19 protein-coding genes are annotated in these 23,073 nt (G+C 43.8%); 10 read left to right on the top strand and 9 right to left on the bottom strand.

Features of this window, described 5'->3' with window-relative positions; genetic code table 11:
- Window positions 1–63: 63 nt before the first annotated feature.
- From G460_RS0113435 to G460_RS0113420, 4 genes are all read right to left on the bottom strand, one after another.
- The gene (locus G460_RS0113435; RefSeq protein WP_026955847.1) at window positions 64–672 is read right to left on the bottom strand and encodes a hypothetical protein; all 609 of its coding nucleotides are present in this window, start codon (window positions 670–672) and stop codon (window positions 64–66) included.
- 102 nt (window positions 673–774) lie between these two features.
- Window positions 775–1,143: a VOC family protein gene (locus G460_RS0113430; protein WP_026955846.1), complete on the bottom strand. Its 369-nt coding sequence runs from the start codon at window positions 1,141–1,143 to the stop codon at window positions 775–777.
- Window positions 1,140–1,592, bottom strand: coding sequence for a hypothetical protein (locus tag G460_RS0113425; protein WP_026955845.1), 453 nt, complete (start codon window positions 1,590–1,592; stop codon window positions 1,140–1,142). Before G460_RS0113425 ends, G460_RS0113430 begins: the two co-directional genes overlap by 4 nt.
- Window positions 1,593–1,685: 93 nt before the next feature.
- Window positions 1,686–2,270 carry a TetR family transcriptional regulator gene (locus G460_RS0113420; RefSeq protein WP_026955844.1) on the bottom strand — a complete coding sequence of 195 codons (585 nt, stop codon included), beginning with the start codon at window positions 2,268–2,270 and terminating at the stop codon, window positions 1,686–1,688.
- Between the two features lie 121 nt (window positions 2,271–2,391).
- Here G460_RS0113420 and G460_RS0113415 point away from each other — a divergent pair, with 121 nt between their 5' ends.
- The 5 genes from G460_RS0113415 to betA all read left to right on the top strand — a co-directional run bounded on the left by G460_RS0113415 (window position 2,392) and on the right by betA (window position 11,729).
- Complete coding sequence (locus tag G460_RS0113415; protein ID WP_026955843.1) at window positions 2,392–3,288, top strand: metallophosphoesterase family protein; 897 nt, start codon at window positions 2,392–2,394, stop codon at window positions 3,286–3,288.
- A gap of 362 nt (window positions 3,289–3,650) precedes the next feature.
- Complete coding sequence (locus tag G460_RS0113410) at window positions 3,651–6,884, top strand: SusC/RagA family TonB-linked outer membrane protein (RefSeq protein WP_035464447.1); 3,234 nt, start codon at window positions 3,651–3,653, stop codon at window positions 6,882–6,884.
- Between the two features lie 17 nt (window positions 6,885–6,901).
- Window positions 6,902–8,692 carry a RagB/SusD family nutrient uptake outer membrane protein gene (locus G460_RS0113405; protein ID WP_026955841.1) on the top strand — a complete coding sequence of 597 codons (1,791 nt, stop codon included), beginning with the start codon at window positions 6,902–6,904 and terminating at the stop codon, window positions 8,690–8,692.
- A 70-nt stretch (window positions 8,693–8,762) separates the two neighbouring features.
- On the top strand, window positions 8,763–10,013 hold the full coding sequence (locus G460_RS0113400) for an alkaline phosphatase family protein (protein ID WP_026955840.1): 1,251 nt from the start codon (window positions 8,763–8,765) through the stop codon (window positions 10,011–10,013).
- 60 nt (window positions 10,014–10,073) lie between these two features.
- On the top strand, window positions 10,074–11,729 hold the full coding sequence (betA, locus tag G460_RS0113395) for a choline dehydrogenase (RefSeq protein ID WP_026955839.1): 1,656 nt from the start codon (window positions 10,074–10,076) through the stop codon (window positions 11,727–11,729).
- Window positions 11,730–11,774: 45 nt separating this feature from the next.
- On the opposite strand, the gene G460_RS21870 is transcribed toward betA, so the two are convergent.
- The gene (locus G460_RS21870) at window positions 11,775–13,265 is read right to left on the bottom strand and encodes a BCCT family transporter (protein WP_084421317.1); all 1,491 of its coding nucleotides are present in this window, start codon (window positions 13,263–13,265) and stop codon (window positions 11,775–11,777) included.
- Between the two features lie 152 nt (window positions 13,266–13,417).
- Window positions 13,418–14,053, bottom strand: a complete 636-nt coding sequence (locus tag G460_RS0113385) for an energy transducer TonB (RefSeq protein ID WP_026955838.1) — start codon at window positions 14,051–14,053, stop codon at window positions 13,418–13,420.
- A gap of 114 nt (window positions 14,054–14,167) precedes the next feature.
- Here G460_RS0113385 and G460_RS22680 point away from each other — a divergent pair, with 114 nt between their 5' ends.
- The 3 genes from G460_RS22680 to G460_RS0113370 are packed head-to-tail and all read left to right on the top strand — an operon-like array spanning window position 14,168 to window position 15,582.
- Window positions 14,168–14,743 (top strand): hypothetical protein, encoded by a 576-nt coding sequence (locus tag G460_RS22680; protein WP_026955837.1) that lies wholly within the window; start codon window positions 14,168–14,170, stop codon window positions 14,741–14,743.
- Window positions 14,730–15,017: a winged helix-turn-helix domain-containing protein gene (locus tag G460_RS0113375; RefSeq protein WP_026955836.1), complete on the top strand. Its 288-nt coding sequence runs from the start codon at window positions 14,730–14,732 to the stop codon at window positions 15,015–15,017. Before G460_RS22680 ends, G460_RS0113375 begins: the two co-directional genes overlap by 14 nt.
- Window positions 15,018–15,060: 43 nt before the next feature.
- On the top strand, window positions 15,061–15,582 hold the full coding sequence (locus G460_RS0113370) for a lipocalin/fatty acid-binding family protein (RefSeq protein ID WP_026955835.1): 522 nt from the start codon (window positions 15,061–15,063) through the stop codon (window positions 15,580–15,582).
- 64 nt (window positions 15,583–15,646) lie between these two features.
- On the opposite strand, the gene G460_RS0113365 is transcribed toward G460_RS0113370, so the two are convergent.
- On the bottom strand, window positions 15,647–16,357 hold the full coding sequence (locus tag G460_RS0113365; RefSeq protein WP_026955834.1) for a DUF4328 domain-containing protein: 711 nt from the start codon (window positions 16,355–16,357) through the stop codon (window positions 15,647–15,649).
- 9 nt (window positions 16,358–16,366) lie between these two features.
- Complete coding sequence (locus G460_RS0113360; protein ID WP_026955833.1) at window positions 16,367–18,253, bottom strand: mucoidy inhibitor MuiA family protein; 1,887 nt, start codon at window positions 18,251–18,253, stop codon at window positions 16,367–16,369.
- Between the two features lie 275 nt (window positions 18,254–18,528).
- Between G460_RS0113360 and G460_RS0113355 the strand changes: the two genes are divergently transcribed.
- Entirely contained in the window at window positions 18,529–19,311 is a 783-nt protein-coding gene (locus G460_RS0113355; protein ID WP_026955832.1) for an undecaprenyl-diphosphate phosphatase, read from the top strand.
- A gap of 263 nt (window positions 19,312–19,574) precedes the next feature.
- Here the strand turns inward: G460_RS0113355 and G460_RS0113350 are convergent, their stop codons facing one another.
- Window positions 19,575–22,010 carry a S9 family peptidase gene (locus G460_RS0113350; RefSeq protein WP_026955831.1) on the bottom strand — a complete coding sequence of 812 codons (2,436 nt, stop codon included), beginning with the start codon at window positions 22,008–22,010 and terminating at the stop codon, window positions 19,575–19,577.
- A gap of 290 nt (window positions 22,011–22,300) precedes the next feature.
- On the opposite strand from G460_RS0113350, the gene G460_RS0113345 reads away from it, so the two are divergent.
- Window positions 22,301–22,870 carry an outer membrane beta-barrel protein gene (locus G460_RS0113345; RefSeq protein WP_026955830.1) on the top strand — a complete coding sequence of 190 codons (570 nt, stop codon included), beginning with the start codon at window positions 22,301–22,303 and terminating at the stop codon, window positions 22,868–22,870.
- Window positions 22,871–23,073 lie beyond the last annotated feature (203 nt).

The raw sequence follows: 23,073 nt of genomic DNA, 5'->3' as shown, positions 1-23,073 counted from the left end.
GAATAGACCAAAAAAAGTACCTAGAAAGTATTCCAGGTGCTTCGATTATAGTAGGGGTGACGCTCAGTCTTCGCTATTCAAAGATTTGCGGCGTGGATCAGCGAGGTAGCCAACTACGACGATAGAGGTGATCTCTTTTTCTTTGAGTAGTTCAGCTTTTTCTTGATCCAATTCTGCGAGCAATTTTTTGCCTTTTACTTCATAGAATTCAGCTCGCTCTCGGTAATACTTCGGGAAATATGGATTGGCATCTATCTTTTTGTTGAGTTTGTCCAAGTATTGACGATCAGACTCTTGAGGCACATAGAATCCCGTCTCTTTGGCAGTAGACAGTTTAAATTCAACAGTCATCAAAAACTCTTTGCCATAATATTCAGATCCCAAATGCTGGATGGTGTTTTCCTGATCCATCAGATTCAACGTGGCAAAAACTTCCTCTGCCAGCAGTTCGTTGCCTGCGATGAGTTCCGGTTTGTTTTTGAGTTGACCCTGCTCGTCAATGTTCAATGAAAAAGTCACGGGGCCTTGAATTTTGTCAGCTCGAATTTCCTGACCGTACTTGAGGTTTTTGGACATGAATTGATTGAACTGGCAGATTCCTTCGCAGTCTTGGGCAAAGGTCATCGCCGAGGTAGTCGCAAAAATGACAGCTATGGCAATTAGTTTTTTCATGGTTTTTTGAGTTTAGTTCACTAAAAATTAGGGATTTAAACCAACAAAACCTGAGAGTTTAGGAGAAAAAACAGATAATTTATTTTTGTAAGTGCTTAATCCTTAGCTTTTAAACTTCCCAATATGCCACAGTACCCCGGCAGGATCATGGATGAAAAACTCATCTCCCCAGCTATCATGGCGGATTTCGGATACTTTGACTCCCGGGAAATGGGTCGGTAGCTCTAGGCTTTTGATTTTTTGGAGGTAGGCTTCCAAGTCTTCTACTTCCAGAAACACCATGCTGTTTTCACACCACTCTTGAGTATAGTAGTCCTGGAGATAAAATCCTATTCCGGGGCTGATAGCCACATAGGCAAAACCCTCTCCATGATGGTGTAGTTCGAACTCCAGCATCTCATAAAAGCGACAGCTTTCCTTGAAATCTTTGGCTCCCACAAAAGTGCGAATGGACTTGCCTGGCTGGATCATACTCCGAACTGGGTCAGGTGATGGTCCAAGTGCTTGTAAAACTGATTATTCCACTCCTGCGCAGTCATTGGTCCAAAGGAAAGGGACTCTTTCCCCTCAAAATGTGCACGACCGAGCTCATGAGTCTGCTGGACATAGGCAAGAAGTTGTTCTTTTTCCTTTTCAAAATTTCTTCGGTCAGCGATGATAAAGACAGGAGCAGTCCGGGCATTTTTAGGATAGGGCTTTTCATTGACCACGCCATTTTTCACGAAAGCTTTCAGGAAGAATCGTAAGATGGCATTGGGCTTGGGATGCTTGTCTGTATAGGCCATCTCGTAAGCGACAGAGCAGTGAGCCAGCATCTGATCCACCGTCATTTTTCCCCATTTTCCCTGAGTATCAGGAGTCAATTGGTTGATTCTAGCCTTGAGCTCTTCATTGACTTGGGGGTCAAAAATATTTTTCATGCTATCGAAATCTGATTAGCTGAAATTAGCAAAAATTTCGATGTGGTACCTGTCTGGAGCGAAGAACTGCTGGATTTATGAGTCTAGACCCAGCTAGGGTTTCAAAAGCTGATAAACCTGATTTTTGAAAATTTGTACCTTGTCTTCGTACATTTCCTCGTCTTCGATCATCGAGAGGTAATAATATGCTCCCTCAACTACCACAAAAATTTGCTCAGAAAGCAACGCGGTGTCTTTTTGGTTGAGCTTCTCATCCTGATCAAGAATCTCTTTTAGATTTTCCCTCAACTTGAGATGCAGGTTACGAAACTCCCGCTTGATGGTCTCATTTCTAAAGATCAAACTAAAACACCCGTAGAATACTCCATCGTCGATCAGCAAGTTCCAATCTCTGGAAAACAACCTGTCCACAAAGGTCACCGGATCGGTATAATTCTGCACTCTGAGCTCCTTGATGATCGGAGTGTATATCCGAAGCATTCTTTTGAGGATAAATGATATCAAATTGGATATCAGGATGTCGCGGGTCGGAAAGTAATGCATGATCAGACTGGGGGGCATTCCCAGGTGCTTTCCGATTTTTGCAATGGATGTATTTTCTATCCCATTGACTTTGGAGAGCTCATAAAAGCCCTCGATGATTTCTTTTTTCCTATCTATGGAAACTCTGGTACTCATGCTAATAATATGATAAAACTAAGTTAATCAACTTTCTATTTAATCGATGTTCTTTTGATTAAAAAATTACAATACATAATATTGAATGATCATTCAACTTTAAAGGTTCAAATTCTGATCGATGAATAGAAGAAAATTTATTGCTCAAGCAGGCTTGGTATCTGCTGGAGCGGTAGTACCGCAGGGCCTTGCCCTTGCCTCAGAGGAGAAGGAAAAGAAAAATCACCTAACAGTAGCCCATATCACAGATGTGCATATCAGACCGGAGGAAGATGTACCTAGCAGGGCGGTAGATTGGCTGAAGCTGGTCAAAAAACACCGACCTGATTTTTATCTCAACGGTGGGGATAGCATTCATGATGCTTCCTACGAAGGAGTGAGCAAAGAGCGGGTACTGGAGCAATGGAAAGTTTGGGATCTTTTTCGTGAAGAAATCCAAGAGAGTGACGTCTATAGCTGCATCGGCAATCATGATCCATGGTGGGATGTGCCCAATAAAGAAAAGGAACCAATGTTTGGCAAGCCTTATGTCGTAGAGCGCCTAGGGATCCCGGCCCCCTATTACAGCTTTGATCAGGGCAAGTGGCATTTCATCATTCTCGACGGCAATCATGAGGGAATCAGCCTGGGAGAAGAGCAGATGGCTTGGCTGGAAGATGATTTGTATAGTTTACCTGCCAATACGCCTACCTTGGTGATGTCACATTTCCCGATCACTTCTATTACCAATGCTCTTGTAGGTGGACAGCACAAGGATCACAAGGAGCTCAAACAATTGTTTTATGCTCATAAAGATAAAGTTCGCGTATGCCTCAGTGGTCATCAGCATTTGTTGGATCGTACATGGTACAATGACGTACATTATTTCTGCAACGGATCTTTGAGTGGTTTTTGGTGGGGAGATGGGGATGAAGAGTCTGCCGGAAAGCAATATTATTTGGAGACCCCTCCAGGATATGCGATTCTCAAGCTCTATGATGATGGCAAAGTGGAAAATGAGTATTTTCCTTTGGTTTAAGACTCTTTTATTGAAATCTCCCAAAGCAGCTAGATAGGCTGCTTTTTTTGTTTTTGACAAATTTTTATTCGTCACCATCTTCCCAAATATCCTTTTATCTACAGGCATCTGGACATTTTTTGATGCAGCCGATAGGGCGATTCGGAGGCTTTATTATCGGACTTTTTCTCCTACGTAAAATTTCCTTACTCAGTATTAATTATTCGTTAAGATATGAGTAGTTGAAATTTAATTCCTTTGAAAAGTAAAATGCAATATTTAATATTGAATGAATATTCAATAAACTCATGCTTATAAACTGGTGAAAACTGGTCGGATTTGAAATAAAATTTGGGATTAGAATCAACTCAATAGTATAATTTATGAAACAAGATTTACGAAAAATTCCTTCTCGCCACGCACTGATAAGGTGGATGGGATGTTTGGCATTGCTCCTGGTGACTGTAGTGAATCAGTCCCTTGCACAATCCCAAGTAAAAGGAAATGTAGTGGATGCTTCAGGCATGGGGATGCCTGGCGTTTCTGTATTGGAAAAAGGTACTCAGAATGGCGTGATCACCGGATTGGATGGGGAATACACCCTCGTGACACGCGCAGATAATCCGGTATTGTTATTCTCTTTTATCGGATATCAGACGATAGAGCGCACAGTCGATGGGCAGTCTGTCATCGATGTCACATTGAAAGAAGAGGATACGCTTCTGGAGCAAGTAGTTGTAGTTGGCTATGGCACTCAGAAGAAAATCAATGTCACGGGAGCTGTAGATCAGGTCAGTGGGGAGGATATCATAGATCGTCCTATCGCCAACTTGGTACAAGGTCTCCAAGGAATGAGTCCCGGTCTGAACATTACCTATCAGGGAGGTCGTCCGGGTTCTGTCCCTAATATCAATATTCGTGGCTTTACCTCTATCAATGGAGGTGGTCCACTGATCGTCATCGATGGAGTGGCAGGAAGTGATAGTGATTTGCTTCGCTTGAATCCTTCTGACATCGAGTCCTACTCAGTGTTGAGAGATGCGGCATCAGCGGCGATTTATGGAGCGAGAGCAGCATTTGGGGTGATTTTGATCACTACCAAAAAAGGTCAGGAAGGCCAGCAAAGAATCACCTATAATAATTACTTCTCTTGGGGCAAACCTACCGTGTTGGTAGAGCCAGTGACTGATCCATACATCTATTCCAGAGTATTGGAGACTTCGACTGACAATACACCATGGGACTATGTCAACTATTCGGATGCGCACTATCAGTGGGCTAGAGAAAGATCAGAAAATCCATCTGTAGAGGATACGAGACTGGATCCAAACAATCCAAACCTATGGGCCTACATGGGGGATAATAACTGGTACGATTACTTTTTCAACCCATCCGCTTTTTCTCAAAACCACAGCTTGGCTTTGAGTGGAAGTAGCGGAGGCAAGGTACCAGTGACCTACTATATCTCCGGAGACTATACCAATGAAAATGGCTTGAATAAACTGGCAGATGATTATTGGGATAGATACTCTTTGCGTTCGAGAGTGACAGCTAATCCGCTTCCTTGGTTGAATGTGGATAACAACCTGAACATCTATCAAACCAAGCGTGCAGATCCGACTAATAGCATCACGGATATCTATTATCTCCAGCCTACAGATGTGGCGGTCAACCCAGATGGCACTTGGGCCAATACCGATGCAGGTAGATTGGCCGGTCGTCTGACAGACGGTGGTAGAAATGAAGAAAATATGTTTGGTCTTCATAACATCCTCCGCACGACTGGAACTTTCATGGACGGTGCTTTGACTGTCAACGCCAACGCCAGTTTCAAAAGAGAGCAGTGGAAATATCACTGGGATCAAAGAAACTACAATATTGGCTATGGCCCTGAGGATATTCGGACAGAAGGTGGAGATGGATCGGTTGTAGAGAGAAATGGAGATCTTTCTGATATCATTTTGGACCTGTATGGCAGATACGAAAAGACCTTGGGTGATCATACATTCGGTGTGCTGGCAGGATACAATCAGCAAAGCTATACATACAGCACTATTCAATCTGAAAGAAGAGTGTTGATTTCATCTTCTTTACCATATATCGGTCTGACTACCGGTGATGCATTCATCACCCCGTCTTACAGTTCCTACGCTACACGAAGTGTATTTGGGAGAGCTAATTATTCTTTCAAAAACAAGTATATCCTCGAACTGAACGGACGCTATGACGGCTCATCCAGATTTCCTTCTACGAGCCGATGGGGCTTTTTCCCATCCATTGCCGGATCTTGGTTGATGATGGATGAAGATTTCTTCTCAGGGCTGGCAAATACTGTGTCGACTTTCAAGTTGAGAGCGTCTTACGGAAGTCTGGGAAATCAAAATGTAAGTGACTTCGGCTATATCCAAGCACTTCCTACAGGTCTTTCCAACTATCTGATCGATGGCAATAGACAGACGATTATCACTTCTTCTCCTTCATTGGCAGTAGATCCCAATTACTATACCTGGGAGCAGGTAGTGACTTCCAATTTTGGATTGGATTTCGGAATGCTGGCAGATCGAATTACGGGTTCCTTTGATTACTTCGTACGAGATACCAAAGGAATGTTGACAGACCCTGTAGAGCTTCCAGGAGTACTAGGTACTAGCCCTCCGAAGCAAAATGCAGCTGATCTCCGAACCAAAGGCTTTGAGTTGACTTTGGGCTATCGAGATAGCTACGGCAGCATGTCCAATCCGGTCAACTTTGGAATGAAGGTCGTACTTTCAGATTCTAGATCTCACATCACCAAGTTCCAGAATGAGCAGAACCTATTCTCCAACTATCGGGTAGGTCAGGAAATCGGTGAGCTATGGGGCTTGGTCAATGACGGAATGTTTACTTCCGAAGACGAAATTGCCCAATTGGATCAATCAGCAATCGTGCCTTGGGGAGCTCTGGACATCGTACCTGGCTGGCCAAAGTATGTGGATCTAAATGATGATGGGAAGATCGAGCAAGGCTTGAGCACAGATGATCCCAAGGATATGCAGGTCATCGGAAATAGTTCTGCCAGATACAGATATGGAGCAAACATCGATGTGTCCTATAGTGGTTTTGATTTGTCTGTTTTCCTTCAGGGTGTCGGCAAAAGAGACTATTACCCACATCATTACCTGTTTTGGGGACCTTACCAGCAGCCCTATGCCAATGTTTACCCTTGGAACCTTGACTTCTACAGAGGTCAGGCGGATAGCGATGCCTTGATGGCACAGCACTCCCAGTCATACATCGATGCAGGGTTGGCCGAGGCAAATCTTGACTCAGAATATCCGGTTCTTCAGTCTTGGTTGGCGGACAACAACTACGGAGCAGGCCTAGATATTCCACAGACCAAATACTTGCTCAGCGGAGCGTATTTGAGAATCAAAAATATCACACTGGGCTATACCTTCCCGAAAGCAGTCACAGACCGAATCAGCGTAGATAGAGTCAGACTTTTTGTATCTGGAGAAAACCTATTCACCTTCTCGTCTATCAAGAAATTTGTAGATCCTGAAGCGATCAATGACGGCTATGGATGGGCTTATCCATTCCAGAGAAAAATGTCATTTGGGGTAAACATCGATCTATAATCAAGAAAGGAAACATCATGAAAAAATATATTATACTAATTGCTTCATTGTTTTGCCTGTCCTCTTGTCAGGATGACTTCATGGACCGATATCCTCAGACATCAGTGGCTCCTGAGGAGTTTTTCAAAACAGAGCAGGATCTGGAGCTCTATGTGAATGGCTTACTTTCTATGCCGGGAAGAGGTAGTTTCTTAGGAGATCAGAGCAGCGACAATATGGCTACTACAGCAGCTGTAGAGATCAAAAATATCATGACTGGTAGTCCCTCTTCCCAAACAATCACCGGAGGATGGGACTGGGGAAGACTCAGAAATATCAACTACTTCCTAGACAACTACGAGAAAGCAGAGACCAGCGATGAGGTGACTGCCCATTACGTAGGATTGGCCAGATATTACAGAGCGTATTTCTATGTGGATATGGTGCAGCGGTACTCAGATGTCCCATGGTATGACAAGACCATGAACCCAGGGGATGAGGAGCTATACAAAGCCCGTGATCCGAGAGAAATGGTGATGGCAAATGTGATAGAAGATTTACAATATGCGGCAGATCACGTCCGTGAATCTGTACCAGAAGGTACTCCGGATCTCTATGCTGTCAAAGCTTTCTTTGCGAGAGTAGCGCTTTATGAAGGGACATACAGAAAATACCACTCTGAACTTGGCCTAGAAGCATCTGCGGATTCGTTCTTGCAAATGGCCGTAGAGCAAGCTTCTGATATCATGGAGGCCAATATGTTCTCCATCTATACGACCGGCAATCCTGAGCGGGATTATGGTTCGCTCTTCAACAGCACCAACCTAGTAGGCAATCCAGAAGTAATCCTCAACAATGCCTATGATGTCAATAAAGACAGAAGTAGTGATAACAATACCGGTATTTTTGGAGACTATGAGCAGTCCCCTTCCAGAGATCTTGTTTTGAGTTATTTGATGAAAGATGGCTCTCGCTATACCGACATGGATGGACATTTGGAGATGACCTTTGTAGAGGAGTTTCAGAATAGAGACCCGAGACTTTCGCAGACCGTCGTCTATCCTGGATGGGTCAGAGAGCCGGATACTACTCCGTATATCCAGTCACTGAACAAGAACTTTACAGGATATCACCAGCTCAAGGGCTATAAAAACACGGTGGACAATATCGATGTGGCCAGTGTAGATTTTGCTGTCTACCGATATGCTGAGGTTCTTTTGACTCTGGCTGAAGCCAAGGCCGAACTAAACACGCTGAGCCAATCAGACATTGACATGACGATCAATGTGTTGAGAGCTAGAGCAGGTATGCCGGATATGATCATGGCTGAAGCAAACGCCAATCCTGATCAGTTTTTGGCATCTAAATACCCTCAGGTCTCTGGTGCCAACCAGGGAGTAGTCTTAGAGGTCCGAAGAGAAAGAAGAATCGAAATGGCGATGGAAGGCTATCGCTACGATGACTTGATGCGCTGGAATGCCGGGAAACTTTTGGAAGCGATTCCACAAGGCATGTATTTCCCAGGATTGGGTAAATATGATATGACCGGAGATGGAATTGAAGATCTTATCCTAATCAGCAAAGACAGCGATATTCCTGTAGGTGAAGACAAAGAGCAAAATAGCCTGGGCGTAGATTTGATCTACTACAAAGCAGGTACAATCGATGATAATGTGGGTGTGTTCCTTGAAAACGGGGAAAATGGTGGCATGATGGTCACTGAGACCAAAGCTCGGAATTTCGAAGAACCCAAGTACTACTACCGTCCAGTACCTATCCAACAAGTGACCCTAAATCCTAATCTGACTCAGATCTTTGGCTGGGATTAAGTTAAATTAAATACCAATTTGAGCCCGGAGATTGATTCCGGGCTTTCATCAGTTCTACACAAGCAATCCAATGATAAAATCAATATTGGCAACTTGCCTCGGCTTGTTGCTTTTCCAGGCATGCTCATCTCCAGAGAAACAGGAAGAGCAATCTGACAAAAAAGTGCTTTTCGTCATCGTAGATGGTATTCCCGATGATGTCATTGACTCTGTGGCCACTCCCAATCTCGATAAAATCATCGCAGAGGGTGGTCTCATGAGAGCTACTATGGGAGGAGAAAAAGATGGCTACAGTCAGACTCCCACTATTTCAGCTGTAGGATACAATTCTGTCTTGACAGGAGTGTGGGCAAACAAGCACAATGTCTGGGGAAATGGGATCAAAGATCCTAACTATCACTACCCGACTATTTTCAAGGTATTCAAAGAGCAGTTTCCGGAGAAGACAATTGGAATCTTTTCTACGTGGCTGGACAACAGGACCAAACTGGCAGGAGCGGGTCTGACTCAGACAGGAAATTTGACTTTTGACTACCATTACGATGGAATGGAGCTGGATACAGTCGCTTATCCACACGATGAAGAGCGCATTTTTATCTTCAACATCGACGAGGCAGTATCCAAAAATGCAGCTCAGACGATACAGGAGCATGCGCCGGACCTATCATGGATGTACTTGGAGTTTACAGATGACATGTCCCACAAGTTTGGCAATAGCCCGCAGTTTGTCGACGCGGTAGAAAAGTCCGATGTGCAGCTAGGAAGAGTTTGGGATGCTATTCAGGAGCGCGAAGCCAAATTCAATGAAGATTGGCTGATCGTGATCACCACAGACCATGGAAGACAGGACAGTGGGTATGGACATGGAGGACAGAGTGAGCGCGAAAGAAGTGTCTGGATCGCCACCAATTCCGATCAACTCAATGCGCATTTTGCCGAAAGAGGTCAGACAGTCGATATTTTCCCTTCGATCGCCAATTTCTTGGGACTGGAAATTTCCAAAGAAAAAGCCATGGAGCTGGACGGGGTGCCATTTATCGGAGCGGTAGATGCCAGTCAGCTAAGGGCTGTCAAAAAAGAAAACACGATCGAGCTGACTTGGAAGCCACTTTCTCAAGAGAACCAAGGTAAAGTTTGGGTCAGTACCACCAATAATTTCAAGACCGGGGGTACCGATGCATATGAGGCTGTAGGTGAGGTGGATTTGAAATCCGGAAGCTTTACTTTCTCTACAGAAGGTATGAAGTCAGATTTCTACAAGGTAGTGCTGGAAACTCCTTCGGGCTATTTGAATTATTGGATTTTAGAAGAGACAGAATAAGAAAGACCGACCTATGCAAGGAGGCCTGTTCTTTCTTAGATAGAGAAATACAGAAGATTGATGAAGTACGATTATATCATTGTTGGTGGAGGGTCGGCTGGAGCCGTACTCACCAATAGACTAAGTGAAAATCCAGCCAATGAAGTCTTGGTGCTTGAAGCTGGGCGGCCGGATTACAAGTTGGATTTCCGGATCCACATGCCTGCGGCCTTGACTTATTTGCTGACAGGAACAAACTACAACTGGGGCTATTCTTCAGACCCTGAGCCGCACATGCACAATCGGCGCATTGCGCAGCCACGTGGCAAGGTGCTCGGCGGTTCATCTTGTATCAATGGGATGATTTGGATTCGTGGCAATGCCTTGGATTATGAAAAATGGTCTCAAGACGATGGAATGGAAGATTGGGATTATGCCCATTGTCTTCCTTATTTCAAGCGGGTCGAAGATCGCCTTATCGGTGGAGATGCGTATCGAGGGGATGAAGGTCACTTGAAACTGACCACACCACAGTGTGAAAATCCGCTGTTTGACGCATTCTTTGAGTCTGTCCAAGAGGCAGGATATCCTTTGACAGAGGATGTGAATGGCTACCAGCAGGAGGGATTTGGCAAGTTTGATCAGACGATTTACAAGTCCAGAAGACTCAATGCTGCCAGAGCATACATTCATCCGGTCAAGGATCAGCGAAAAAATCTGCATGTAGAAACTCAGGCGACTGTATTGCGCATTCTTTTCGAAGGAAAGAAAGCCGTGGGAGTAGAATACAAGCAAGGAGGAAAAGTCAAGCAGGTCTACGGGAAAGAGATTATTTCCTGTGGTGGTGCGATCAACTCTCCCCAATTGCTTCAGCTTTCTGGGGTGGGGAATGCCGAGCATTTGCAAAGTTTGGGTATCCCAGTCGTTCATGATTTGCCTGGTGTAGGTGAGGATCTTCAAGATCACCTGGAAGTATATGTGCAGTGGGCTTGTAAAAAACCAGTCAGTATGTACCCGTCACTCAGTCCATGGAGAGCGCCAAAAATCGGGTTCGATTGGCTATTTAGGAAAAAGGGAGTGGGAGCATCCAATCATTTTGAGGCGGGAGGATTTATCCGCAGCAATGAGGAAGTTGAATATCCCAATCTGCAATTCCATTTTCTACCTATTGCTATTCGATATGACGGTTCGGCTCCCAAGGAAGGACATGGATTTCAGTTGCACGTGGGTCCGATGAATACAGATGTGAGAGGTCGTGTCAAAATCAAATCAGCTGATCCGAGTGAAGCTCCCAGCATTTTGTTCAATTACCTTTCGACCGAAAATGAGAAGAAGGAATGGGTAGAAGCGATTCGTCTTTCGCGTAAAATCATCGAAACCCAAGCAATGGGTGACTTGAGAGGTGAAGAATTGTCTCCCGGTAAGGATGTGCAGACAGATGAGGAAATCTTGGATTTTGTCGCCAAAGAAGGGGAAAGCGCGTACCATCCCTGTGCCACATGTCGCATGGGTGTCGGTCCCATGGATGTCGTAGATCCTAAAACGCTGAAAGTCCATGGGGTAGAAAATCTCCGGGTTGTCGACGCTTCAGTTTTTCCATACGTCACCAATGGAAATATTTATTCTCCAGTGATGATGGTGGCAGAAAAAGCCGCTGATTTGATATTGGGAAATGAACCTTTGCCTGCGGAAAATGTGCCTTATTTTAAGATAGAACAAAAAACAAAAGCGCTTTAAAAACGAGTTTCTAAAGCGCCAGTTTGATACAAAAGCCACGAATACTTATTCGTGGCTTTCTTTTTTGTCTTCTTGATACTTTTTCAAAGCCTTGTTGACAGAGTAGCAGACCAAAAGCATCACGACACAGACAGGTAGACCGGTAACCAATGACCCTGTTTGCAATGCGATCAAGCCTCCGCCTAATACGAGTACAGCGGCGACAGCACCCTCGATCAGCGCCCAGAAAATCCTGAGTTTCACCGGAGTATCGTCACGGCCTCCACTGGTGATAAAGTCAATGACCAAAGAGCCACTGTCTGAGGATGTTACGAAGAAAATGACTCCGGCCAAGACCACGAATAGGATACTGAGATAAGGCAACGGAAACATCTGAAGTAGGGAATAGAGACCTGTGTTGATATTTTCTTGCACAGCTTCACTGATGCCTCCCGGTCCAAACAATTCGATGTGAAATGCGGTGCTTCCAAAAATGGAAATCCAGATGATACTGGCAGCGGTCGGGCCGAGGAGTACCCCGAGGATAAATTCTCTGATAGTCCGGCCTTTGGAAATTCTCGCAATAAACAAGCCCACAAAAGGAGCCCATGCAAACCACCATCCCCAATAGAAGAAAGTCCAACTATCCATCCAGTGGGTGCCTTGGAAAATTTCCATCCAGGTAGAAGTGCCGATCAAACTCTGAAGGTAAAAGCCCGTGCTCTGCACTGTGGAGCCAATGATGAATAGCGTAGGACCGACGATCAGCATAAAAATCATGAGCAAGATGGCCATGATAGAGGCGATTTTGCTGAGGATTTGAATGCCATTATGCAGTCCTGACACCACCGAAATCGTGGCACAGACGGTGATGATTCCGATCAGAATGACCTGAATCTCTGGACTATCCTTGATTCCGAAGAGGTAATTCATCCCTGAATTGATATGTTGAATGCCTAGGCCAAGTGTGGTAGCCAGCCCGAAAAGAGTAGCTACTACTGCCATGGTATCAATTAGATGTCCGATGGGCCCTTTGAGCTTGTCACCCAATAGAGGATATAAAATCCATCGGACGCCCAAAGGCAAACCACGATTATAAGTGAAAAATGCAATAGCCAATCCCATCAAGGCGTAGACACCCCAGCCGTGAAGGCCCCAGTGGAGATAGGATAGGTTGAGTGCATTTTTGGCTGCCTGCAATGTGCCGGCTTCACCGATGGGAGGATTGGAAAAGTGGCTGATCGGCTCCGCCACTGCATAAAACATCAAAACTAATCCGATCCCTGCATTGAAGAGCATGCTGAGCCATGCCCAAGTGCTAAACTCCGGCCTAGCATCAGGCCCGCCGAGACGGATAGTTTTGAACCGACCAAAGCCGAGGTAAATGCAGAAAATCAGTACCACATTGACAGCGATGACATAGAGCCATCCAAAGTCTCTGGAGATCCAAGTTTGGATCGAGGCAAACAGGCTGCCGACGGATTCTTGGAAGATTAAAGTAAGGGTGACAAAGGTGAGAATAAGACCTGCCGAGGGAAAGAAAACCCAGGGCTGAATACTTTTCAGAAAGGGAGTGGGGGTGCTTTTTGAACTTTCGATAATAAAGGCGTTTTTTTGGCTAATTTAAGGCTTTTTTGACCTTTAGGAAAGGAAAAAGAAGCTTTAAAAGGCACATAAAACCGCATTTTTTCAGCCGTATTTGTAGCGACTCAATAGGTGAGTTTGGATCTCGGTACACCGAAGGCCATCACGCTTATCTGAGCCAATATTTCTTTGCGCAGATATTTGGCTTGAAGGTAGTCTTTTTGAAATTTTTCCTGCTCTCCCAATTGTCGAAAAGCCTCTGCTCGGATTGCTATCAGATCAGGGTCATAGGGATTTTGTTGAAGCAGTTCCATGACAGAGTCAAGAGCCTTTTCTGGCTTTTGCTTTTCCAAATATTTGATGGGGATATCTTTCGGTTGAGTGGTGGGCGGACTATTTCCTTTTTCTACATGAAATAAGAAGCTCATCAAGTAGGTTTTGTTGGTTTCTCTTCCTTCCAAAAAATCCGGATGCCACTTTTCTTTCAAGGTCGACAATGATTCAAATACCTCAATCATCAAGGCTTCGTCGGCTTGCTCGAGAATAGAAATACTGTCTATTGATCCGCTTTCGTCTATTTTGATGCCTAGAAGTATGAGCCCGTCTTCCATATTTACTCTTGCCTCACGGGGATATTGGATATTTTCTGCCAGGATAGCGGAGATCTGCGAAGGATATTCTGTCTGATAAGCTGCTGGACTTTGAGGAAAAATCTGACCGCTGAGCAAGAGAAAAAAGAGTACGATGGTGAAAGTTTTCATCCATTTAAGATAGGGATTGTTTTGAATTTCAAGATGAAAATAATTGAAATAAAATAGTTTATAAAATAAACCTATTTATATTTGCTTCGTTAAGCATTTGTAAACGAACTCATAATGGAAAAATCATTAACAAACGAAGAGTCCTTACGCATTATCACGGAGATGATCGGCAAGGCAAAAAGGGAAACTGCCGGGGACGGTGGATTTCAGCTACTCCTCTGGGGCTGGGTGATTGCGATTTGCAATTTGGGACATTATCTGTTGGCTAAGTTGGCTTTTGAAAGGCCGTATTTAGTCTGGGTGCTTGTCATTCCCGCTGTCTTGTTGAGTTTTTGGAAAGGCTATCAGCTAGCATCCCGGTCACAGGTCAAGTCACATATTTCTCAGATAGTGAGTCAGTTGTGGGTCATCGTATTTGTAGGCATTGTCATTACGCTAGCTTTTATGCCTACCATTGGCTTTTATCAAAATCCAATTATCTTGATTCTGGCAGGTATTGGGATGTTTGTCATGGGGGCTTTGATACGAGTCAATATTGTCAAGGCGGGAGGTGTCTTGCTTTTGGTAGCCGCTGTGATTGCTTTTTTATTACCGGTATCCGAGCAGTATTTATTGGCCGGGATTGCGATGGTTTTGGGTTATCTTGTGCCTGGATATTATTTGAAAAAGAAGTACCGTGAGCGAGTTTAAACCCTTAGATCCTTTGTTGCATTCTCAGTTGAGGTTGGCAGTCATGTCCTTGCTGCTGAGTGTAGAAGAGGCTGATTTTACCTTTATCAAAGAGAAGACCGAAGCTACTGCAGGCAACCTTTCGGTACAGTTGGACAAACTGGAAAAAGCCGGCTACATCGAAATAGAGAAGTCTTTCAGGGGTAAAAGGCCGGTGACGACCTGCAAAATCACCAAGTTTGGGGTGAAGGCTTTTGAGTCTTATGTCGAAAATCTTAAAAACTATATCACATAAAAAATTTTCACAATTAAGTTTATAAAATAAACCTATTTACACTATGAAAAATTTAAGTCAAATTTATCTCTTTGTCTTTTGTATGACAGGGTTATGGGGCACGGTTCAGGGTCAGAATTATGAGTTAAGTCCCGAGTCTCAGGAAGCGATGAAGCCATTGGCTTTTTTGGAAGGAAAATGGAAAGGGACGGGCTGGATGATGAGTCGGGATCAGCAGAAATATGAATTTGAGCAGACGGAAGAGGTATCTTTTCAGCTGTCTGGTACGCATTTGATGATCAAAGGTCAGGGGATCTCAGATGGCAAAGTGATCCATCATGCGCTGGCGATGATTTCACCCACGTCGCAAGCAGGGGATTTTGACTTTACTTCCTTCCTCCAAAGTGGACAGAAGGGGAGCTTCAAATCGGAACTGATAGATGGGGTATTGTATTGGTATCCAAATGATCAGGTGCGCTACGTGATCCGCCTCAATGATGCCGGGCAATGGTATGAAGTGGGGGAATACAATATGGGTGAAAACTGGTTTCAGTTTTTTGAGATGACGCTTGATAAGGTAGATTAATGAATAGCCCCGGTTTAAACCGGGGGCTATTCATTTTTATCTGATAGAATATCTAGCTTTGAAACTATGACAAAGCCAAATCTGGCTCTGGCAATAGCGGTTCTGGATTTTCTGGAGGATTGATTTCATTGTTTTCCGCATCCATCATCAATTCTTCTCTCGCGGAATAATTCGCAACGAGCTTGAAACTAATCCCATAGAAGACAATATCAATAAGACTTCCTCCTATCGCAAATTGTGTGTATTCTTCCAGTTGTTCCAAAGTTTCATCAGGCATTTTCCATAGGATTCGACCGATGAAATTGGTAAGGATATTTAGAATCCACCACGTCAACACGAGTCCTCCAAAATCGCTGGGGACTTTGATGCCTTTTGTTTTGAGGTAGAAAGAACTTTCCTCGACCATTTCTTTCATAATCTGATAGGGCCGATACAAATTGAGAAATGGGACAAACCAAGCTCCTGCCGCCCATCCTTCAGAATGATTGAGGTGATTTACTTTTTGATGCAGGTTGAAATAGCCACGTCGAAACCAGGCAATAAAAAATCCTAGCATAACTAAAAGGCAGATTAAACCCGATATTCCAACTATCCCTTGGATGGTGTCGTTCACTTCGGCATCCAATATATAAACCTCATCCCCGGCCATCCAGGATTGGATCAGACGTAATTGGGAATAATGAGAAATGGCGGATGCAGCACTGAATAGGACGCACAGAATCAGAAAGGTCTTGGTCCACTTGGCCCGACCTGCATTGTTTCGAAATTTTTTCATGTATTGGGTTTAGTCTAAAATTACCTTTTCATTTTTCGGGTATTTCACCTCGTATTGAAAAATTAGTTTTTGCTGGGAACCTGGAGGAATCGTGATATTCCAGGTAATGATTCCAGTTTCTTCATTAAGTTTTCCTCCTGAGAGATCTCCTGCCTCTACAGTGATGGAAGAGTTGACCGAAACAGGAATCTGATCCAGGATCTGAAGTTCTACAGCTTGGGACTTATTGTTTCGAACCGTGATTTCATAGCCTCGGTTTTCTGTGATATTGGAGCCGATGGTTCTTTTTTTGGCAAATTCATCCACTTTTTGACGCTGAATGACGATGCTTCGATCTCGGCCCATGGAAACAGATAGCGTATCTTCCAGAGAAGCAGCATTCAAGATTGATCTACCCACAAAACCATCTTCGAAGTACAAGTTGCTTTCTCCCTCGAGCAAAGAATACTGGTTCCAATCGCTAATTTGAGCAATCAGAAATGCATCATTGTCAAGTTTCGGTATCGCTTTGTATTGGTACTTGGCAGGGATTTCATAGGCTTTTAGGTCCACCAAAGTCCGCTCACCATTGGTTTTGATGGAGTAGGGTTCAGTGACTTCTATTTCGACTGTGGTCTGGTTTTCTTGGACTGTAGTTTGAAGCATTGGAGCCTCTGAGATTTGTACACCTGCAACTTTTCCTTGAAGTGCATCTTCAATATTGCCCATTGCCCTCTTATTTGTTGCTCCATAACCCGTCACCACAATTTCATTGAGCGATTGCATATCTTCCAAAAGTGAAATATTAATGGAAGATCTTCCTCTGATAGGCGTTTCTTGAAGTTCGTATCCAATAAATGAATAGGCCAAGGTATTTCCATTGGAAGGGATTGTAATGCTATATCTTCCGTCCACGTCGGTCACTGTTCCGATAGAGGTTCCTTTGACTAAAACTGAAACTCCAGGAATGGGTGCCCCATCTGTTTCACTCACCACCACCCCACTGACAGTTCCATTGAATGGTTGGGAGTTTCTTGGCTCGAAAACCGTCAATCTCGCATAGTTCAGGTTCCACTTATCCAAATCAGGAGCTACGCCGCTTTGATTGGGGTTTCCATTGGAAAAACGAAGCTTGACATCCTTCCAATCGACGCCTGTGTTTTGGAAAACTTCCGCTTTGTAATTGATGGTCATGGGACTGTTGACGTCTTTGACTCGGACATCGTATTTGGGAAACCAGCCTGCATTCGCGACCAAATAATTGAATTCGAATTGTGCCTTTCCGGCACTCTGAGCCTTGATTCGGATGCGAATTTCAGCTTTGGAGTCTCTGGTACTCTCTCTGATGGCATTGATCTGATTTTCCAACTTTCTGATTTCAGTAGAGCTTTTTGCGATTTTATCCTGAATAGTCATCTGCTCGGTTTTGATCTTCATCAGCTCCGTATCATAAAGCTCCAATGTCTGTCTAAACTCAGCCGAGGTGGGGCTCTGACTGCCTCCCAATTTCTTGTTTGCATCCAGGAGACTGATTTTTTCTGCCAAAACTGAGAGCCTCAATTCGTCTTTCTGCACTTCCTTTTCCAAAGCATAGATTTGATTTTGAATCTTCTCTGTCGATTCGCTCATTGCGTCCTCTGTGAGGTAGTCCATGCGCTTGTTGACGGCCTGTATCGTGAAATTCCCCATGGCTTTCACTTGAATGCTTTTCTCCTCGAGGTAGGGTGATAGTCCTTTGATCACTACTGTGGACTCTCCGGTAGGAATATTGGTTTCGGCTTTTTCAAAAACCTGCGCGCCATTTAAAAAGAGGGTGATTTCCTGAATTTTTGATTGGGTTTTTTGCTCTGGTAGATCTTGAGAAAAACTAGAAAAGCTCGCCAAAAAAGAGACTAAACCAAAAATGTAATTTTTCATAATGATGACGTTAGTTTGTAGAAAGAAATGAAAAATCCTCAGATCTTGAAAGACCTTTATAAAAATTAACTAGTCCTAGAAAGTGGCTTTCTTATTTTTGCACATAATTTAAAAACTTGAAACCCTATATCAATCCAGCAAAATGCCCAAAATTTGGCTTGGAGGTTCAAAATTTGAAGTCTTCGGTCTTTCGTCATCGGACTTCCGAACGTATTATCAAAGGCGAGCTGGCTGGAATTGAGAATAGGTGTAGTCAGTAATCCTAATCACCAAGCATGACATTATTTCAATCGATTATCATAGCCATCGTAGAAGGGCTAACCGAATTTTTGCCTGTCTCTTCCACGGGTCATATGATTTTGGCTTCAGCAGCCATGGGAATTCACGATGATGAATTCGTCAAGACATTTGAGGTTTTTATCCAGTTGGGAGCGATTTTGGCGATTGCCCTGATGTATATCAAGCGTTTTTTCAGGGGTCTTCAGATTTACTACAAGCTTTTCTCAGCTTTTGTCCCGACAGCGATAGTTGGCCTTTTGGCTTATGACATTATCAAGGGATATCTTTTCAATCCGATCGTAGTGTCCATTTCACTTATTATCGGTGGTGTGATCTTGATTTTGATTGACAAAAAAGTAGTCAATAAAGAGGCGGAAATCGCTGATGTGGAGGATATCTCTTACAAGAATGCCTTTTTCATCGGGCTCTTTCAGTGTCTGTCGATGGTGCCAGGGACCTCCCGCGCTGCGGCTACCATCATCGGTGGTGTTTTCAATGGTTTGGACAAAAAGCAAGCGACTGAGTTTTCATTCCTTTTAGCTGTACCTACCATGATGGCAGCAGGTGGCTATGACTTGATCAAATCAGATTTGGCATTTACCCAAGCTCAGATCATGATGCTGGCCGTGGGATCATTGGTTGCCTTTATTTCAGCTTGGATCGCTGTAAAATTGTTCCTGAAGTTTGTCTCCAAAAACGGTTTTACGGCTTTCGGTTGGTATAGAATCGTGATCGGAATTTTGTTCTTGATCTTCATGTGGGGTACGGATTTGGGATAATTTGATATGTTTATCCGTGTTTTTCAACACAGTTCAAATTTCCTTTGTTAATAAGGGACGGAGGAAAGAAGACAGAAGGCCGAAGCAGTCTTAACCAGTCCTCGAGACTTCTATTTTACCGATTTTATTTTAACCTGGTGTGTTTGCAGATAGGCAAAAGGTGTAAAATGAATTTTACAATTCTGTATTAGTTTTGAAAAAACGATTTAACAAAAAAGCCCTTCCAGATCATTGTCTAGAAGGGCTTTTGCTTTTTGAACCTCTTACTTCGAAGGCTCGATTTTATTCTTGTTTTTCACATACTTATCTAGCCAGCTATCCATCTCGTACAACGTGTGCAAAATAGACTCTTCGGCTGCATAACCATGACTTTCATTTGGTAAAAATACCAATCTCGCTGTAGCTCCATGACCTTTTAGAGCATTGTAATAACGCTCCGACTGGATCGGGAAGGTACCGGAATTGTTATCCGCCTCACCATGTATAAGAAGGATTGGAGTTTTCACTTTGTGCGCAAAAGAGAAAGGAGACATATTGAAATATACCTCAGGTGCCTGCCAATAAGTTCTCTGCTCGTACTGGAATCCAAACGGAGTCAATGTACGGTTGTATGCACCACTTCTCGCAATACCGGCTGCGAAGAGGTCCGTGTGAGAAAGCAAATTAGCTGTCATAAATGCGCCATACGAGTGGCCACCTACCGCGATTCTATTTCTGTCCCCGATGCCTAATTCCACGATATGATCGATGGCTGCTTCTGCATTGGCTACCAATTGCTCGATGAAGAAGTCATTTGGTTCTTTGTCTCCTTCGCCTACGATTGGCATTTCGGTCTGGTCCATGATCGCATAGCCCTGCGTCACCCAGTAGATCGGAGATCCCCAGCTCAAGCGGGTAAATCTGTACTTGGAGCCTCTTACCTGTGCGGCGATTTCTGCAGATTTGTATTCTCTCGGGTAAGCCCACATCAAGACAGGAAGCGGCCCGTCGGCTTTGGGATCATACCCTTCAGGAGTATAGATCACTGCAGAAAGGTCCAAGCCATCGTTTCTTTTGTACTTCACCAGTTGCTTGTTGATATTTTTGATCGACTCAAATGGATGGGTAAAATTGGTGATCTGCTGAGGAGCGATTCTCTTTTTACTATTGACCAGCCAATAGTTAGGCTGAATATCTGTACTTTCCTTGATTGTAATAAACTCACTTCCATCTTCGCTCAAGAGCTTGACAGCTCTTTCGTAGTATGGCGCTTGTGATCTCCAAAGGATTTCCTGCTCCTTGGTTTTGGTGTCAAAAGTCGAAAGAAATGGCATGCTTCCTTCTGGGCTACCACCTTCGGAAGTCATAAAGATCACATCTCCTTTTCTGATCAATACATTTCTGCCGTACTCATTTTCTGTGTACATCGGATCTCCCGGATCATTGTAGATATCATCATAGGAGCGATCGATGATGGTCTTTTTGCCAGCGCTTGGATTGGACGGGTCGATGACGGATCGGATTTCTCTTCTTGCACCAAACCATCTTTCATTCAAAATAGCAAAATCATCTGTGGACCAAGAGATACCTCCAAATCGTAGGGAAGTGGTGGCCAATTGCTGTTTTTGGCCTGAGAAAGGGGCTGCAAGCGTATAGACGATTTCTCTTTCTTCCATTTCCACTTTGCCATCGCCTCCATCTTGAGCTTCTACCCAATACAAAACTGCAGGCTTGTCGGCTCTCCAGTTGATGCTTCTAGGACCAGTGACTGTCGCGTCAAATCCAGTAGGTCTTTCTTCATCCAATGGAATCTGTGCAAGAGTTTTTACCTTTTGGCCTGTGCTAGACCAAATCTCTACATCGTAAGGGAATCGTGATGCCGGTACCAAGTAAGAAAATGGCTTTTTGATAATATCGACCAAGATATAAGATCCATCAGGCGACAGATCAAATGACTTGATCATAGCCTTTGGACCTACTGGCTTGCTGGTGCCATCCAGAGAGATCAAGTGCAGCTGCGTATCCATGAAATAAGCAAACAGCGTCTCATCGTATGGATTGCTTAGCAAATCTTGGTAGGTACGAGATGGAGCGGCATTGCCAGTAGTCTCCTGTACTACGGGGCCTGCTGGAGCAGATGGGGCCTGTGGCATCGCACCTTTGGATGCGTTGTTTGTCTTGACCAAAAGTTGATTGTCCGGGGTCCAAATCAGGACATTTCCCATGACATCATTGAGAATGGCATCGGATAGTTTTTTGGCAGTGAAAGTAGTCATGTCGACCACCCATAGGCTTATTCCATTGGACTCTGTATTGGTAAAGGCAAGATGCTTTTCATCTCTAGAAAGCGAAAAACTTCCCATTGAAGCTTTTTCTGGAAGACCTGTAATCTGGATTTCTTCCCCACTTTTCGTTTTGCGGATTTTGATGTTTTCTACTCCTCTGGATCTGCTGGGACCTGAAGTAGCAGGATTGATCCGAAGTCCGGCAATTCTCAGCTCGGGCTGAGAAAGTTCCTCTATCGAAGGATTGTCGGCTCTTTCCAAGAGCATCATCCATTCTCCGTCTTTCGAAAAAGATACTGAAGGAGTGCTGGGGGCATTGACCAGGTCGGTGATCGCCTGAGGAGGTGTCTGGTAGGTGACTTGCGAAAAGGCCGGAGTGGCCAATCCTATCAAAGCCACGGCCAGAAGCTGGTGTAGTTTTCTTTGAAGGTTCATTATCTATTTGGGTTGTTTACTTGTGAAGTTAAGTAGGACTTTGCCCACTATTCAAAAAATATTATTCAGTGGTAGATAGGATTGATCAATTGATTTTTTTGATGGTTGAATCGACTTAGTGATACCTGATGCAGTAAAGATTCTACTACTTGTAAGGATTTGATTATTTGATGGTACCAGCTTATTTATTGATAGTTCTAATTTAAATATTAAAAGAAAATATGATAAATTAGAAAGGCAAAACTCGATTTTTTGCTATTTCCTATCCATTAATTTTAACCCTTGGTGCCATGAAAAGATTTGGAATTGCCGTTTTAGTATTGCTGCTTTTAAGTATGGGTGTGAATGCCCAGTCTCAGTTTAAACCTGGGGTGGGGATCAATTTTACCAATGTAACTGGTGAAGGTGCAGATGCCACTGGTCAATTGGGGTGGCAGGCTGGAGCAAGCATTGCTTTTGGTGAGAAGTTGTATTTCGAACCTGGGGTTTTCTATCAGAAATCGGCGTTTGAATTTACAACTGCTGACAATACTCCCGAAACAGATGCTTCTTATCATGGCCTGCGCATTCCCGTAGCAGTAGGTCTCAATATTTTGGGAAATGCTGATTCTTCTTTCGGACTCCGAGTATTTGGTGGTGGATCTTCTTATGTGGTAATGGGCACGAGTAGTGATTATTTGGACAAGGATGATATCGAGTCTCCTCAATGGGGAGTTTTTGCTGGTGCGGGGGCTGACATTGCTATTTTCTATGTGGACCTCTCCTACCAGTGGTCCTTGACGAATGTTCAGTCAGATATTGATGACATTGATTTGGGAAAAACGAATGGACTATTTATAACTGCTGGGCTGAGATTTTGAATTTATTGAAGTCCACCAACCTTAATTTTTTGGCGATTCTGTACTTTGTCTTGAGCGCTTTTGATCAAATCGTCTTTCTTACTGATTTATCGAAAATGACTTGTCAATATATGAGCTAGTTGTTTAAGTATTTTTTGTGCTTTTCCTGATAGAGCATTTTTCCTAGCTATCAATCTGAAGGCATATAGCTTTAGTTCACTTGT

It is taken from the genome of Algoriphagus vanfongensis DSM 17529 (assembly GCF_000429465.1).
Taxonomy (GTDB): domain Bacteria; phylum Bacteroidota; class Bacteroidia; order Cytophagales; family Cyclobacteriaceae; genus Algoriphagus; species Algoriphagus vanfongensis.
Note: the sequence above shows the minus strand (reverse complement) of the source record. Positions and strands in the feature narration are given on the sequence as shown.